This is a genomic window from Phascolarctobacterium succinatutens, assembly GCF_023497905.1.
Taxonomy (GTDB): Bacteria; Bacillota; Negativicutes; order Acidaminococcales; family Acidaminococcaceae; genus Phascolarctobacterium_A; species Phascolarctobacterium_A succinatutens.
The window spans coordinates 2,162,012-2,178,941 of the sequence record NZ_CP097284.1; the positions used below are offsets into that span (position 1 = coordinate 2,162,012).

The 16,930-nt window shown below is 45.5% G+C and carries 11 protein-coding genes; 10 read left to right on the forward strand and 1 reads right to left on the reverse strand.

Features of this window, described 5'->3' with window-relative positions; all coding sequences use genetic code 11:
- Positions 1–44: 44 nt before the first annotated feature.
- The 8 genes from M5E81_RS10445 to M5E81_RS10480 all read left to right on the forward strand — a co-directional run bounded on the left by M5E81_RS10445 (position 45) and on the right by M5E81_RS10480 (position 10,357).
- Positions 45–875 carry a MetQ/NlpA family ABC transporter substrate-binding protein gene (locus M5E81_RS10445; RefSeq protein ID WP_249747461.1) on the forward strand — a complete coding sequence of 277 codons (831 nt, stop codon included), beginning with the start codon at positions 45–47 and terminating at the stop codon, positions 873–875.
- Positions 876–1,040: 165 nt separating this feature from the next.
- Positions 1,041–1,817 carry an amino acid ABC transporter substrate-binding protein gene (locus M5E81_RS10450; protein WP_009146389.1) on the forward strand — a complete coding sequence of 259 codons (777 nt, stop codon included), beginning with the start codon at positions 1,041–1,043 and terminating at the stop codon, positions 1,815–1,817.
- Between the two features lie 70 nt (positions 1,818–1,887).
- Positions 1,888–2,532 carry an amino acid ABC transporter permease gene (locus M5E81_RS10455; protein WP_009146388.1) on the forward strand — a complete coding sequence of 215 codons (645 nt, stop codon included), beginning with the start codon at positions 1,888–1,890 and terminating at the stop codon, positions 2,530–2,532.
- Between the two features lie 14 nt (positions 2,533–2,546).
- Positions 2,547–3,308 carry an amino acid ABC transporter ATP-binding protein gene (locus tag M5E81_RS10460; protein WP_009146387.1) on the forward strand — a complete coding sequence of 254 codons (762 nt, stop codon included), beginning with the start codon at positions 2,547–2,549 and terminating at the stop codon, positions 3,306–3,308.
- Positions 3,309–3,431: 123 nt separating this feature from the next.
- Positions 3,432–3,671 (forward strand): thioredoxin family protein, encoded by a 240-nt coding sequence (locus M5E81_RS10465; protein WP_009146386.1) that lies wholly within the window; start codon positions 3,432–3,434, stop codon positions 3,669–3,671.
- A 220-nt stretch (positions 3,672–3,891) separates the two neighbouring features.
- A complete protein-coding gene (locus M5E81_RS10470) occupies positions 3,892–5,499 on the forward strand; it encodes a Na/Pi cotransporter family protein (RefSeq protein WP_249747462.1) in 1,608 nt (535 codons plus the stop codon).
- 663 nt (positions 5,500–6,162) lie between these two features.
- Complete coding sequence (locus M5E81_RS10475) at positions 6,163–9,099, forward strand: acyl-CoA dehydratase activase-related protein (RefSeq protein ID WP_249747463.1); 2,937 nt, start codon at positions 6,163–6,165, stop codon at positions 9,097–9,099.
- A gap of 13 nt (positions 9,100–9,112) precedes the next feature.
- Complete coding sequence (locus M5E81_RS10480; protein WP_249747464.1) at positions 9,113–10,357, forward strand: 2-hydroxyacyl-CoA dehydratase; 1,245 nt, start codon at positions 9,113–9,115, stop codon at positions 10,355–10,357.
- A gap of 248 nt (positions 10,358–10,605) precedes the next feature.
- On the opposite strand, the gene M5E81_RS10485 is transcribed toward M5E81_RS10480, so the two are convergent.
- The gene (locus tag M5E81_RS10485; protein WP_249747465.1) at positions 10,606–13,683 is read right to left on the reverse strand and encodes an autotransporter outer membrane beta-barrel domain-containing protein; all 3,078 of its coding nucleotides are present in this window, start codon (positions 13,681–13,683) and stop codon (positions 10,606–10,608) included.
- A gap of 784 nt (positions 13,684–14,467) precedes the next feature.
- Between M5E81_RS10485 and M5E81_RS10490 the strand changes: the two genes are divergently transcribed.
- Both M5E81_RS10490 and M5E81_RS10495 read left to right on the forward strand, forming a co-directional pair.
- The gene (locus tag M5E81_RS10490) at positions 14,468–15,658 is read left to right on the forward strand and encodes an MFS transporter (RefSeq protein WP_249747466.1); all 1,191 of its coding nucleotides are present in this window, start codon (positions 14,468–14,470) and stop codon (positions 15,656–15,658) included.
- A gap of 121 nt (positions 15,659–15,779) precedes the next feature.
- On the forward strand, positions 15,780–16,910 hold the full coding sequence (locus tag M5E81_RS10495) for an SEC-C metal-binding domain-containing protein (protein ID WP_249747467.1): 1,131 nt from the start codon (positions 15,780–15,782) through the stop codon (positions 16,908–16,910).
- Positions 16,911–16,930 lie beyond the last annotated feature (20 nt).

A 16,930-nucleotide genomic window follows, 5' to 3' on the forward strand; every position in this document is an offset into this window, starting at 1 on the left:
TCTGCCTGGCAGCAGACCACCATTATTTTAGGGAGGAACAACTTATGAAGGAGATTACCAAACTTTTACTCACCGTTGCGCTTTGCGCACTGACCATCATAGCCGCAGGCTGCGGTGGTGACAACAAGGCAGCCGATAAAAAGGCTGACCCGAACGCACCTGTTAAAATCGGTGTAACCGCCGGTCCGCACGCTGAAATCATGGACAACGTTAAAAAGCTGGCTGAAAAGCAAGGCTTGAAAATTGAGGTTGTCGAATTCTCCGACTATGTAACCCCGAACGTATCCCTGGCACAGGGCGAGCTGTTTGCCAACTCCATGCAGCATGCTCCGTATCTGGCAGCAACCCTGAAAAAAGAACCTAAATTCGAACTGGTTGAAGCTTTCAAAACCGTAAACTTCCCGATGGCTATCTACTCCACCAAATATAAAAAGGTTGAGGATATCCCGGCAGGCGCAACCATCGGCATTCCTAACGATCCGTCCAACGGTGCTCGCGCACTTCTGGTTCTGGCTGACAAAGGCTTCATCGAAGTTAAGGATAAAAACGATGTTTCTACATCTATAGCAAGCATTACCAAAAATCCGAAAAACTACAAGATTCAAGAGCTGGACGCTGCTTCTATTCCTAAAGCAATGGGCGACCTTGATATTGCCGTAATCAATGCCAACTATGCACTGGTTGCCAAACTGAACCCATCTAAGGACAGCCTGTTGGTCGAACGCGCTGATAACCCGTTTGTTAACATCTTCGTAACCACCAAGGCTAACGAAAAGGATCCGCGCATTGAACAGCTGAAGAAGATTTACACCTCCGCTGAAAACAAAAAATTCATCGAGGATCACTTCAAAGGATCCATTACTCCGGCATTCTGATTTACCGAAGCATAGTACAAAAGCTCCCGCAGACTTCTGTGGGAGCTTATTTCTTAGCTTACCGCAATTTCTAAAAAAAATTTGCGTTTAGCACTTTACAAATTTAGCGTACTAAAGTATAATGGGTACATAGTTAAATGCTAATTAACAAATGAGGTGTGGAAAATGAAAAAATTAGTAGCTTTAGTAATGGGTCTGATGATGATGCTCATGATGGTTGCCGGCTGCGGCAGCGACGGCCCGAAAAAAATGGTAATCGGCCTGGACGATAACTTCGCTCCTATGGGTTACCGCAATGAAAAGAACGAAATCGTCGGCATGGATATCGACCTTGCACGCGAAGCCTGCAAGCGTGCCGGCATGGAAGTAGAATTCAAGCCTATCGATTGGGGTGCAAAAGAAGCAGAGCTCAAATCCAAACGCATTGACGCTATCTGGAACTGCTTCACCGTTAACCCGGAGCGTGAAAAGGTATATGGCATGTCCAAACCTTACATCAACAACTCCCAGCTGGTTGTTGTTCCTAAGGATTCTCCGATTAAAACCCTCGAAGATTTAAAGGGTAAAATCGTAGCGGTACAGGATGACAGCACAGGCTCCTACCTGCTCGAACAGCCTGCACACAAAGAGCTGGCAGCTTCCATGAAGGAAGTTCGCAAATATCCCGACTTCGCAGCTATTTACATGGAAATAGACAACAAACGTGTTGATGCTGCTATCGTAGACGCAGTTCTTGCTCGCGGCTATTATGACAAAAAGAAACCCGGTGCCTACAGAATTCTTGAGCAGAACATGGGTGATGAGGTTGTAGCAATTGCCTTCCGTAAGGACGACAAAGACTTCAAAGACCGCATCGACAAAGCTATGGATGAAATGAAAAAAGACGGTACCTGCAAAAAGATTTCCGAAAAATGGATGGGCGCAGATATCACAAAATATTAATTTGTTATCACTTGAGGGCTGTCGCATTTAGCGGCAGCCCATATTATAATTATATGGAGAGAAATAATTTATGGATTACGTTTTAAATATCATCCCTCAGATGATGGATGGCTGCCTGGTATCATTTCAAGTTTTTATTATCACCATCGTACTGAGCATTCCGTTGGGCATTTTGCTCAGCCTCGGCCGTGTTTCCGGCATTAAACCCCTGCAGGCCCTCATCGGCGGCTATGTTTGGATTCTGCGCGGCTCCCCGCTTATGCTGCAGATTTTCTTCGTTTACTTCGTACTGCCGTCCGTCGGCATCCGCCTGCCGGACTTTGAATCTGCTATCGTAGCCTTTGTATTAAACTACGCTGCCTACTTCTGCGAAATCTTTCGCGCCGGCATTCAGGCAATTCCTGCAGGCCAATATGAAGCAGCGCACACTCTGGGTATGAACTACGTGCAGACCATGCGCCGCATTATCCTGCCGCAGGTTATCCGCATCATCCTGCCGCCTATCAGCAACGAAACCATTACCCTGGTAAAGGATACATCTCTGGTATACGTGCTGGCGATGAACGATCTGATGCGTACCGCACGCAATTTGGTACAGCGTGACTTTTCTATTACCCCCTTCATCGTTGCTGCAGTCTTCTACCTGCTGGCAACTCTGATTTTAACCCTTGTTTTTGAACGTCTGGAAAAACGCTTCTCCAGATATGACCAATAGGAGGAGTAACAGCTATGACAACAAAAATCAAAGCAACCAATATCTGGAAAAAATTCAACAATCTGGAAGTACTCAAAGGCATCGACCTGGAAGTAAACGAAGGCGAAGTTGTTGCCGTAATCGGTCCTTCCGGCGGCGGCAAAAGCACCCTGCTGCGCTGCCTCAACAAGCTGGAAACAATCGATAAAGGCAGCATCACCATCGACGGTGAAGAGCTGTGCCGTGAAACCTCCGGTGGCACGGAATACGTCAAGAACAATGATGTCCGCCGCATTGCCTGCAAAATGGGCATGGTATTCCAGCAGTTCAACCTTTTTCCGCACATGACTGTTCTGGAAAACCTGATTGAAGCACCCGTCAACGTACAAAAGCGCGATAAAGCCGAAGTAATCAAGGAAGCAGAGGTTCTGCTGGCAAAGGTTGGTCTTTCCGACAAGCGCGATGTTTATCCGCGTAAGCTCAGCGGCGGCCAACAGCAGCGTGTAGCTATCGCCCGTGCTTTAGCCATGAAGCCTGCTATTATGCTTTTTGACGAGCCTACCTCTTCTCTGGATCCGGAGCTGACCGGTGAGGTTTTGCGTGCTATGCGCGAGCTGGCAGACGAAAAAATGACCATGGTAGTCGTAACTCACGAAATGGGCTTTGCCCGTGAGGTTGCCACCAAGGTTGTTTTCATGGCTGACGGTCATGTGCAGGAGCAGGGCAGTCCGGAAGAAATTTTTATTAACCCTAAAAACGAACGTCTGAAATCCTTCTTAAAAGTAATTTTAAAGTAATCAGATAAAGGTTTCTAAATTAATTCACAGATTACACCTACCTTTGTCATATATGTTTGTTACAATAATACTCGAGGATGAAAGGAACCTATTGAACAAGGCAAGCAAAGAAAGGTGATTTCAATGCACGTTAAAATTCTTGGCCCCATGACTAAGCAGGCAGAGCTGCTGCTGCAGAATACCGCTATTGCTTTAAAGAAGCTCAAGGTTAAGGCTGAGTTTGAAAAAGTTTCCGAATTCCAAAAGGTAGTGGCCTATGGAGTGATGGCCTTCCCCGCTTTAGTCATCGACGAAAAGTTAGTTGCTGTCGGCAGCACGCTTTCGGTAGATGAAGCCATGACTCTTATAAAGCAACTCTCCTAAACATATCTTTTCATCATACACCTCTCCTTAAAATACACCGCACCGTGCGAAATGTGCGGTGTATTTTTTTGTTTCGGAAGCATTTTGATTAATGTAAAATTTATGTAAAGTTCCTTACGCACTTTTAACATCATAAAATTTCTAGTATAATAGGTATAGGTATACGCTGTTTTACAGCAATCATGGATGCATACAAATTAAAAAAGGGGACTTATTTTTTATGCTTGCTTATTTCTTGGCATTTTTAGGCGGTATCGCCTTGTTTATGTATGGTATGCAGCTGATGGGTGACGGTCTGCAAAAGGCTGCCGGCGCTAAGCTGCAAAAGATTTTGGAGGCCATGACAGGCGTGCTCGCTATGGGCATTCTGTTGGGCGCAGTTGTTACTGCTGTGCTGCAGGCCAGCGGTGCTACCACCGTTATGACCGTAGGCCTGGTAAATGCAGGTCTGCTCACGCTGAAGCAGGGCTTCGGCATTATCATGGGTGCCAACATCGGTACTACTATGACGGCACAGCTCATCGCCTTCAAGCTTTCCAACTATATCACGATTTTAATCTTCATCGGCTTTTTGATGCAGCTGCTGGCGAAAAAAAGCCGCACAAAATATCTTGGCCAGGTTATGCTGGGCTTCGGTATTCTGATGCTGGGCATGGATATGATGGGCAAAGCTGTTATGCCTCTGCGTAACTATTCCGGCTTTGTGCATTTCATCGAGGTTTTCTCCAGCAATCCGTTGCTGGGCATCGGCATCGGTATGATTATGACTGTACTGATTCAGTCCAGCAGTGCTACCATCGGTATTCTTATCGCTATGGCCGGTCAGGGACTTATTCCGTTGGAGGGTGCGATTCCTGTACTGCTCGGCGACAATATCGGTACCTGTATTACTGCCGTACTCGCTTCGCTTCGTGCTAACCTTACGGCTAAGCGTGTAGCTGCAGCTCACGTAATGTTCAACGTTATCGGCAGTATAATTTTCGTAATCTTGATGCCGTTCTTCATTAAATTCGTGCTGCTCGTATCGCCTGACGGCGACATTGCGCGTCAGATTGCGAATGCGCACTCGGCGTTCAACATTTTGAACACGCTGCTCTTTATGCCCTTTGTCAACCCTTTCATCAAGCTGGTAGAAAAGATTGTGCCGGGCAAGGCAGAAATCATTTCCATGCGCCCTGTTTATCTTGACAAAAACATGCTGAACACTCCCTCTATCGCTATCAGCCTTGCTGTCAAAGAGGTTGTGCGTATGGGCGAGCTGGCACGCAAGGACGTGCGCCTGGGCATGGAGGCTATTCAAAGCTTTGATGCCGACAAGGTAAAATATGTTCTGGAGCACGAGCCTGTTGTCGATGCGTTGGAGCGAGATATTACCGACTATCTGACGCAGATGAGCTCCTCTGAAATGAGCGAAAGCCTGACGACACGCCACACCGGTCTTTTGCACGCCTGCACGGATATCGAACGTATCGGTGACCATGGTGAAACATTGGCTAAACGCGCACGCAAGCTTGTTGAGGATGACGTGGTTTTCTCTGACGAGGCTAAGGCCGAGCTGCTGCAGCTCAGCGAAATGGTACTGCGTGCCTCCGGACGTTCATTGGAAGCACTGGAGAAAAATGATAAGGTTATTGCGGAGGATGCTGTGCGTCTGTGCCGTGAGGTTAAGCAATATCAGAAGGAAATCCGCAAGAATCACATCACGCGCCTTAACGAACATATCTGCAATCCTACTGCAGGCTTCGTTATGATGGAGCTGCTGATTAATATGAAGCGTGTATCCGATCATTCCAAAAACATTGCCCAGCTGGTGCAGGGAACATTCTAAAACTTATAAAGCAACAGCAAGCATACAGACTACCGCTCAACATAGTCTGTATGCTTTTCTTTTGCGTAAAAGCATTGCTAAGCTAACAGAGTACGTACATAATTAATCCGCACTTTCTCATATGCGCTTATGAATTTACTCAAGTATACTTTAGTAAATCGTACTTGAGTAAATTTACTCGAAATACTGCAAACCCTGCTTACCTAAAACGACCATATAATCACCATAGTCTTATTCTTACATACCTATTTTGCTGTACTTATAAAATCACAGCTTTTTCACAAAATCTTTGCTATAATTTAAGTAAGCAAGGACTGCGTTTCCGACTGCTACAGTCTTAGCGCAGTCCTTTTTGGTTACGCGTAGAGCCATAATCGGCTTTACGGTTTTTTATTATACCTATTGCAGCAGAGATTTTTATAATATATAAGTTTGTAAACTATATTATATATATTGAGCACAACATTTCTCCGCTGCAAAACGACGAAACGCTGCAGCGTTTCGCACTTTTTTTACTTTAATTATTGATGACACCTTTTACTAATTACAGGTAAAGTATTACAATATAAGATGAGTATTTATCAGCTTAGATTCAGATTATAAAAAAAGAATGTGAACATGCTTCAGACATGGCTCTGAACGTCATATTCGCAGGAGGTTACTATGCAGATAGGATTGGATATTGGCAGTACAACAATTAAAATCGCCGTACTGGACGATGCAGGCAATCTGCTATTCCATAAATACGAAAGACATTACAGCCAGATTGCAGAGAAAATTCTGGCCCTACATAAAGAATTGATGACTAAATTCCCTACACTGCATAGCGCACGTCTGGCCATCAGCGGCAGCGGCGGTATCGGTGTAGCAGACAGCTGCGGACTGCAATTCGTGCAGGAGGTTTTTGCGGAAAAAATCTGCGCTGAAAAGCTCAATCCCGGAACCGACGCCGTTATCGAATTAGGTGGCGAGGATGCCAAAATCCTCTTCTTAGGCCGCCATTTTGACGCACGTATGAACGACAGCTGCGCCGGAGGCACCGGTGCTTTTATCGACCAGATGGCTTCCCTGCTGAATGTAGAAACACCCCAAATGAACGAGCTGGCACAGCAGGCACATAACACCTACACCATCGCCAGCCGCTGCGGCGTTTTCGCCAAGAGCGATATCCAGCCGCTGCTCAACCAGGGTGCGGAAAAAAGCGATCTGGCAGCCAGCATCTTCCATGCTGTAGCAAGCCAGGCCATCACCGGTCTTGCCAAAGGCCGTCCCATCAGCGGTAATGTGCTGTATCTTGGCGGACCGCTCACCTTTATGAGCTGTCTGCGTGATGCCTTTGACAGTGTTCTGAATATCAAAGGCGTCTGCCCGGAAAACAGCCTGCTTTATGTAGCAATGGGTGCAGCCTTCTGCGCCGAGCATGATGTGGATCTTACCACGCTGCCAGAAAAACTGCAGACAGCAGCACAGCACAGCTTTGAGCATCTGCCGCCGCTTTTTAAAAACGAAGGTGAATATACCGTTTTCAAGATGCGTCACTCTAAAGAAAGTGTCGCTATAGGTACCCCTGCGGAGGCTGGGGAAGCCTTTATCGGTATCGATTCCGGCAGTACGACTATTAAAATCGCTGTTATGAGTCCTGACGGCAAATTGCTTGATTCCTTCTATCAAAGCAATAAGGGTAATCCTGTTGTTGCCGTCCGCAATTATCTTACTGATTTCTATACAAAATATCCCAACTGCCGCCTGCTGGCAGGTGCAGTCACCGGCTACGGCGAGGAGCTGATTCGCCACGGCTTTGGTGTTGACTATGGTATCGTAGAAACCATGGCGCACTTTTATGCTGCCCAATATCTGGAGCCGGAGGTAGATTTCATTCTTGATATCGGCGGTCAGGATATGAAGTGCCTGAAAATCCATAACGGTGCCATCGACAATATCTTTCTGAACGAAGCCTGCTCCAGCGGCTGCGGCAGCTTTTTGCAGACCTTCGCCGAAATTCTGGGCTACACAGCCGAGCAGTTCGCACAAATCGGCCTTAAAGCAGATATGCCTGTAGATTTAGGCAGCCGCTGCACCGTGTTTATGAACAGCAGCGTTAAGCAGGCACAGAAGGACGGTGCCTCTGTTGCCAACATCAGCGCCGGCCTGTCCATCAGTATTGTCAAAAACGCTTTGTATAAGGTTATCCGCCCGGCCAGCAAGGAGACCATCGGCAAACACATCGTCGTTCAGGGAGGCACCTTCCTCAATGACTGCATACTGCGCGCCTTTGAGCAGGAAATGGATTTGAACGTTATCCGCCCCAACATTGCAGGCCTTATGGGAGCCTACGGCGCCGCCCTATACGCACAGCGCCGCTACAAGGACGCACCGCATCAGACAACGCTGCTCAACCTGCAGCAGCTGGGTGAATTCGTTCACACCGTAAAGGGCATGACCTGCGGCCTGTGCAATAACCATTGCCACCTCACCGTCAACACCTTTGCCGGCGGCAAACGCTTTATCAGCGGCAACCGCTGCGAGCGCCCCATCACCCACATGGCCCCCAAGGATGAGCTGAACCTGTACCGTCAGAAGCTGCAGCTGCTCAAGGAATTGCCGGTTAATGAAACGCCTAAACGCGGCATTATGGGTATACCTATGGGCCTGAATATGTATGAGCTGCTCCCTTTCTGGAATGCCTTACTCTCCAGCCTGGGCTTCAAGGTTGTACACAGTCCGATTGAAGACAAAACTATTTACCGTCTTGGTCAGGGAACCATCCCCAGCGACACCGTCTGCTATCCGGCCAAGCTGATGCACGGCCATATCAAATGGCTCCTGCAGCAGGGAATCACCAATATCTTCTATCCCTGCATGACCTACAATATAGATGAACAGGGCACGGAAAACTGCTATAATTGCCCTGTTGTAGCCTATTATCCCGAAGTGCTGCACGCCAATATCCGTGATTTGAATAAGCCTGAGATACATTTCTTCTATGATTATCTTGGCCTGCTCCATAAAAAGAAGCTGGTCAAAAAACTGCAGGAAATGTTTTCCAAGGCCTACCCGGATATCACCAAGGAGGAAATCCGCAAGGCTGTTGATGCTGCCTTCACTGCCTTTTATGACTATGAAGCACAAGTAAAGGCTAAAGGACAGGAAATCATCACCAAGGCACGCGAAGAGCATAAGCCTATCGTTGTACTGGCAGGCCGTCCCTATCACATCGACCCCAAGGTCAACCACAGTATCGACCGCCTGATTACCAACATGGGCGCTGCCCTCGTCAGTGAGGATGCCGTAAGCAGTCATATTAAGACCAAGGAACTCAACCGCGATTTGCAGGTGCTCAACCAATGGACCTATCACGGCCGCCTGTATGCGGCAGCCGAATATGTTGCCCAAAATCCTGATATGCATCTGATTCAGCTTGTAAGCTTCGGCTGCGGCTGCGATGCGATTACGGCCGATGAATGCCGCCGCCTCCTCGAAGAACGCGGACGCATCTATACACAAATAAAAATAGACGATATCGACAACCTTGGTGCTGCCAAAATCCGCATCCGCAGTCTGTTCTCCGCAGCCCAGCTTTTCGATATAGATAATAATTAAAGGAGATTTGCATATGCTACCAGCAGCTAACGTTAAGTTTACCCCCTTCACGGAGGATATGAAAAAAACGCATACTATACTTATACCCGGCATGCTGCCTATGCATTTTTCACTGCTGCAGGCAGCACTCGTAAGCTGCGGCTACAAAGCCGAGGTTCTGCACAACACAGGACGCGAAGTAATCGAAACCGGTCTGAAATACGTCAATAATGATATCTGCTATCCGGCACTGCTAGTTATCGGCCAGCTGATAAACGCTCTGGAAAGCGGTAAATACGACTTGGAGCACACTGCGCTGATTATCACCCAAACAGGTGGCGGCTGCCGTGCATCCAACTATATCTATCTGCTGCGCAAGGCTTTGGAAAAAGCAGGACTTACCCATATTCCTGTTATCAGCCTCAATGTCAATGGTTTGGAGCAGCAGCCAGGCTTCCATCTGGATGCATCCATGGTGCATAAGTTCTTGGCTGCCGTTGTTTACGGCGATACCCTGATGTACCTGACGAATAAAACACGTCCCTATGAGGTTGTACACGGCGCTGCCGACAGACTGGCGCAAAAATGGCTGGCACGCTTGAGTGAAGCCTTCAAGAGCGGCAAGGCGCAGGCCTTGGGCACTATCAAGCAGCTTACTAAGGCTATTGCGCACGAATTTGCGGATTTGCCTATCACCAACAAGGAAAAAATCAAGGTCGGTATTGTCGGTGAAATCTACATCAAATATGCCGCATTGGGCAACAACAATCTGGAAGCTTTCCTGCAACGTCAGAACTGCGAATATATGCTGCCCGGTCTGATGAATTTCATCATGTACTGTGTTGATACTTATCTTACGGATTACAAGCTTTACGGCGGCAGCTTTATCAAATACAGTGTCAACAAAAGCGCTATGTGGTATTTGAAATATATGGAAGGCATTCTGCATCAGGCTCTCAGTATCGCTCCCTTCAGCGCCCCCGCCACCTATGAGGAAACTAAGGCTATGGCCAAGGGTGTTATCGGCTACGGCAACAATATGGGCGAAGGCTGGCTACTGACTGCCGAAATGCTGGAGCTGGTGCATAGCGGCTACACCAATATTATCTGTGCTCAGCCCTTCGGCTGCCTGCCTAATCACATCGCCGGCCGCGGCATGATTAACAAAATCAAGGAGATTGCCGAAGAAGCCAATATTTTGGCACTGGACTACGATGCCAGCGCTGCCCGCGTCAATCAGGAAAACCGTATTAAGCTGATGCTGGCGACAGCGAAGTAAAAGAAGCATAAAAAGATTTAAAGGAGTTCTGCCTCACGTTGGCAGAACTCCTTTTGTTTCAGAAAAATTTAGCATATTATCTGTTGCTATGCTCTAGACAAAAAAAGCTAACGTTCTTATATATTCTGCAAAAAAAAGGCCTACTCCTTACCGCAAGCAGTAAAGCATAGGCTTTTAAAAAACAACAAACAAAATAAATATAATGAACAAAATGAACAAAGTATTAAGTCATTTTGCAAACCAGCAGATTAGAACGTAAAGTTCAGGCCGCCTTCAAAGCTCCAGGTGTGTTCAACATCAGAGCCAAAGCCTTTAGTAAATTGAACGAAACCATTAGTGTTTTTATTCAATTTACCGGAAATGCCAACGCCTGCTTCATACCAGATGCCATCGTTATGGGTAGTAGCATTCATAATGCCGGTCCTATCGCTGGCAAGAATATCCTGATTACCCAGAAATTCATGGTAAGCATTAGCGTCAACATAGAAGGCAGTCTTATCATCAAGCTCTCTGCCGATGCGGAAGCCTACACGGCCGATTAAGCTGTCAGTACCGGAAAGCTGTACATCAGTACTTTGGCTGGTGCGATAATCGGTAGAAGCAAGATAAGTGTACTGCAGCTGAGCCTGAGGTTCAACATACCAGTTGTTTTCCAACGGGTTTTTGCGACCATATTCAAAGCTCAAAGCATAATAATTGTTATGGTAATCAGCGTTTACATTATTTTCGTCTTCCTGTTCAAGAGTGAATTTGTTAGAAACGCGACCGAATTTAGCAACGGTATCAAGATAATGACCTGTTTCTCTCAGTTGGGTATCATAGAAGGAAAGACCATAACGCTTAGTACTGCTTTCGCCGGTGACGCCTTTATAATCAGCACTGCCGGTTGTGTAGTTCACAGCTGCACCCTGCATATGCTTGCCATAGCTTGTGTCGCAACGCTTCCAGTCGTAGCCAAGCTCGGTCATGGTGTTTTTACCTTCGTAGCGGTTTGTTTTGCCGAAACGATCATGGCGTACACGTGCCCACATGCCGTCACCTTCATTAGAATAACGTGCTTCACCAAGACGCTTGTTCAGAGTATCTGTAGTTACAGCATTGGCGTAATCAAGAGCAGCTGCATTTTTGATAATATTGCCGCTGTTGCTGGTATTATTAACAGCAGTGTCGAGATACCAATTGGTGCCTTCCTTAATAGGATTTTCGATGATTTCTGTCTTCATGTATTCAGGACGAACATTATTATCATCATCATATGGATTATCACCCTTTAATTGAGCAAGCATGCTTTTTTCATAATCTGGTACTTGACGAGTATATTCTTTACCGGAGAAGATAGCGGTAATATAGTCATTGCCCGGCTTATAAGTGCCAGTACCATCCTTACCGCCATTGAATTTTTCGTTGGTTTCAGTTGCTTCAGGATCAAATTTTTCGTTTTTAACGTTAAATGCTTCGTTGCTGACTTTATAGGTTACGTCATTAACACCTTGATTTTTATAGAGCACAACCTTGAATTTTTCGTTAGGATTACGTTTATAATCGTCACCGCCGGTTGTTGCAAAACGCATACCCTTTAAGTCTTCAGCTTTTAACCCATCCTTAAGGTTAGCCTGAATAGTCTGCACACCAGCCTCACTGAAGTCCTTAACATAAAGCATATCAGACTTATCTGCATTATTGCTGAGATTCATGATAAAGGTACCGTTACCAGTTACTTTACCTGCAGTAATAGAAGAACCATCCTCTGCGTGCATATCAACAAGACCACCGTCTTTAAAATTCAGCGTATCAACAAAGCTCTTGCCATGCGCTTTCCAAATGGAATCATCTTTCATAGAAATATCGATTTTACCGGCACCAACTATAGGCAGTCCCTGCATCTCGAGTTGTTCCTGCATCGAATCAAAGCCAAATAATTTATAAAGGTCAGATTTATTAAGACCATCAAGGTCAGCCTTACGCCATACTATAGAACAAAATGTATCACAATCAGCATAGTTATCAGCCTGTCCCTCAAAAATGCTGTCCTTAGTCAGATTGATGTTTACATTGCCACCGCATTTTGCATATACATCGCCGTAAAGAGCAAGCTTGCCACCTAAATTGATGTGTCCGGAATTTTTCAACGTATTAACTAAATCTGCAACTTGGTTATTAATGAAATCGTCAACCTGCTCATCCGTCCAATCAGGATGACCTTCTTTAAGTTGTTCTTTGAGTTGTTCCAGTGTTTTAGGGTCCTCAAGCTGCTTAATAGCTACTTCAACCTGTTTATCAAGATTAAATCTGTCTGCCAGAATATCACCTTGAATATTGTAGCTACCTTCAGCATTATCCAATTTAATATTACCCACCAGTGAGCCACTGATGGCAAAGCTATTAACCGCTGCATTTTCCGCATCGGCCACCGGCTCAGCATAAAGACCATTATAACCATCTTTGCCGGTCATATTAATATCCGCATTATCAACAATAATATCACCGACATGTCCGCATATACCAACAGATAAATCCTTACCATGGATATCGGAGATTTTCAAGTTATTTAAATGCATGTAAGCAGCTTCAGAGCCAGTAGAAGAACCCTTAGCCATAATACCATAAGCCGAGCCCTGAGTGGAATTAATGTTGCTGATTACAGTATCACCTGTAATATCATAAGAGCAATCCGACATGGTACTATTTGCAAACTGTACTTCAATACCACCGACTATAGCATTATCTGCACCACCGGTAATATTTTCTATTGTGAGATTATTATCCTGCCCTTCATGAAAGCTTTGCCATAAAGCACCTTGAAGCAAACTACCGTATACATATTTACTTGTATCAGATTTGACATTGCCTACATAGATAGAGTCTGCTTTTAAAGTTTCCTTATTCATGCCATAACCCACATCTGTACCTGCCACCAAACCTGCTAAAGCCTCGGTAGAATCAGTGGTCAAATTATCTACACGAATAGTCGGAGCTTCTACTGTAGCGCCAAATACATACAGTCCATGTTTTTCACCAGTACTTGTAGTGTCATGGGAATTAATATTTGAAATATTTACACCTTCATTGGCAACTAATTTATCATACGCTCCTACATATACTGCTTTATTGTTGCTAGTAACAGAATCAGTAACATTGACAACTTTGGTCTGAACATCAGCCCCGATATGAACTAAATTATCCGTGGTATCAGCATTGCTTACAAAAATGCCATCTTTATATGCTCCGGCATTGTATGAGCCAACCCATACAGGCTTATCATTAGTTTCCGCAAAGGTCGGATTGGTGCCAAAGGTGAAACCACCCAAGGTCATCAAAACAGCCATTGCTAAAGCAGCATTGTATTTTTGTTTTTTTGCTTTGGATATTTTTATTCATTTTATTATATTTTTCCTTAATATACATGTTATAATGATTGCCTCTCGATTTTTATTAGTGGAATAATTTTATAAATTATAATATTTCATGTCTTTTATGTCAAGTTAATAGAATTAAATCGTTAATCTAGATATAATATTCACAATATTTTTTATCGTCAGAGTACTATTATTTTTTGTTTTTGCACTGCTTATGTATTTTTTATTGCATCTGTGTTAAAATAAAACGAGAAAATTAGGTATCATTTTTATCTGCGTTTTTGACTTCTTTGAACAGGGTAATGCAAATTGACGATGAAATCAGCTATCTCAAATTAGATACAAAAGTAAGGCGAGAATTTATGCTTATGGAAGCACGTTTATTAGATGAAAGGCGTGAAGGCATTGCTGAGGGCGAAGCAAATGCCAACATTGCTGCTAAGCGTCTTTTCAGCATGGACATTTCTGTATAGGATATCGCCAAGGCTACTTCTCTCCCGTTTGAACAAGTTGAAGCGTTGCAAGCTGAGCAATAACTATAAACTAAAATTAATATTATAATTAAAGGCGTTCTACCGTACTTAAGTAGAACGCCTTTACTGTTTTTGCTCCTTAACGACAGCCCTTTTCAAAGAAAACCTCCGCACCATCCCGCAACAAATAATTTACAATTTTTTTACTTGTAGCACACAAATATGCTGTGCTATAATATTCAGCGCAATTTTATAGAATGAAAGTCAGGTGCTTTATATATATGGAAAACAAAATCACTACCCGCGAATGGCTGCCGTTAATCGGCATGACAGTTTCCGCCTTTATTTTTAACACATCGGAATTTATGCCCATAGGCCTTTTGTCCGATATCGCCGCAGACTTCCGCATGACGGAAGCGCAGGCCGGTATGCTGATTACCATTTATGCCTACGTCGTAATGCTCATGAGCCTGCCGCTGATGATTGCCGCTTCCCGCTATCCGCTGCGCAAGCTTTTGCTGGCCACTATCAGCCTGTTCGCCGTATCGCATGTAGCCTCTGCCTTTGCCACCGGCTTTTGGACGCTGCTGCTTTCGCGTATCGGCGTAGCCTTCGCCCACTCCATTTTCTGGTCGGTCGCCTCACCTATCGCCGTGCGTCTGGTTAAAGGTCCCTTCAAAGCACTGGCTATGAGTATGATTGTAACCGGTACCGCTATCGCCATCATCGTCGGCCTGCCCTTAGGACGCATCATCGGCCTTTACGTAGGCTGGCGCATGGCCTTTATGTGCATTGCCGTTTTGGCCTTCATCGTATTGGCCTACATGTTCTTCGTCTTCCCCAAGCTGGAAAAAAGCGAACCGTTTACGCTTTCGCAGCTGCCGGTAATGCTGAAAAATCCTGTGCTCATCGGCCTCTATATGATGTCCTTTTTACTCCCCACAGGCTATTACACCGCCTACAGCTATATTGAGCCTTATCTGAAGCAGATTGCGCTGATGGATGAAGCCTGGATAACCATCACCCTGGTTATTTTCGGTGCAGCCGGACTTTTGGGCAGCGCAGCCTTTTCCAAATGGTATGATAAATGCCGCTATCACTTCTTCCGCATCACCGTCCTTGGCGTAGCAGTTGTTTTGCTGCTGCTCTACCCCGTAAGCATCAATCATTATCTTCTGGTGCTGCTCTGCGCAGTCTGGGGCATTTTCGTTACAGCCTTCAACGTTGTAGGCCAGGCAGAGCTTTTGCGCACAACTACTATGAGCACCTCCGCTGTGGCTATGTCGATTTATTCCGGCATTTATAATCTGGGTATCGGCAGCGGCAGCTATCTGGGCGGACTTATCTGTACGCATGCTTCCATCGCTTATATCGGTCTCGGTGGCGGCGCAATCGTGCTGCTTTCCTTTATTTACTGTGCCTTTTTCCTGATTCCTGCTATGCGCCGTCAGCAAGCAGAGCCTGAAAAATAAATTTAACCGCCGAAAAGCGTATAATAAACTGCATATTAAATTTCCTCACTTGCTATATTTCCTGTTTTTATTTATAATTAAGAGATACGTAAGATTACAAAGAAGGAGATTTTCTATCAATATGTCTGCAAGTACAACCAAAACCAAGAATCAATCATCCCGTAAACCTGTATTGTTGGATTACTTAAAAGCCTTCACTAAGGATAAATTAATTTTTGCAGCGCGTCAGCTCTGCATCACCTACAGCAAGCTCAAAAAGGACGAGCTGGCAGAAAAAATCTGCACAGAAATGCAAAAGCCGGAAATTGCAGCAAAACGTTTTGCTATTATGCCGGACGAAAATATTCAGGCCTTCGAAGCAGCCTTGGAGAAAAAATGCTTCCATCCTACCTACAGTGAATATGCACTGCTGCTGCCCTTTATTTCTATGGGCTACATTGTTTCCTATCCAGATTACTGCTTTGAAGCAGTAAAGGAAGCACGCACCGTCTACAAAAAAATCAACACCGCAGATTTCCAGGCTCGCCGCCAACAGCTGGCATGGCTTTTGGACTGCATCACCGCAATGTCCAGCCTGCACCTGATCCTGCCGGTAGAATTTTTCTGCGAAATGTATAATCAAAAAGCAGGCTTTGAGCTTACTCCGGAAACTCTGCCGCAATTACTTGCCGAGGTTCCGAGCAACTTTAACCCCTGCGCAATTAAAGACGGCCGCATCCTGCTCAAGAAAAATGACAGCGATGATTTCTACACCAGACTGGAACAGGGCAGAAAGCCCTTCGGCCTGTATAAGCCTACCGTAAAGGAAATCACCATGCTTTCCCACTACGGTTATATGCAATCTACCACCGCATATCAGGATCTGCATGACTTCTTTACTCAGGAGCTGAATGTTGCTGCACTGGATGCACATTACTGGTGCCAGTACATTTATGAATTCGAAAACTCCAACACCGACGGTAATACCTCTGAGCTGATTCAGAAGCTGCAGGCTAACATCCCTGCCTGGAACAATTACAGTCACCTCGGCAGACTTTCCGTACTGCTGCAGAACGCCCGCAACAATGCTACCCGCATGTTCTGCCTCGGCGGCCACACTCCCAACGAAACCATCAAGCTGCTGCGCGACGCACAGCAGGCGGCTCAGCAAAATACCCGTGTAGGTGCCAAAGCGAAAAAGGTTTATCCTAACGACCCCTGTCCCTGCGGCAGCGGCAAGAAGTATAAAAAATGCTGCGGTAAAAAGCACTGAGCAGCAGGCTATGCTTTAGC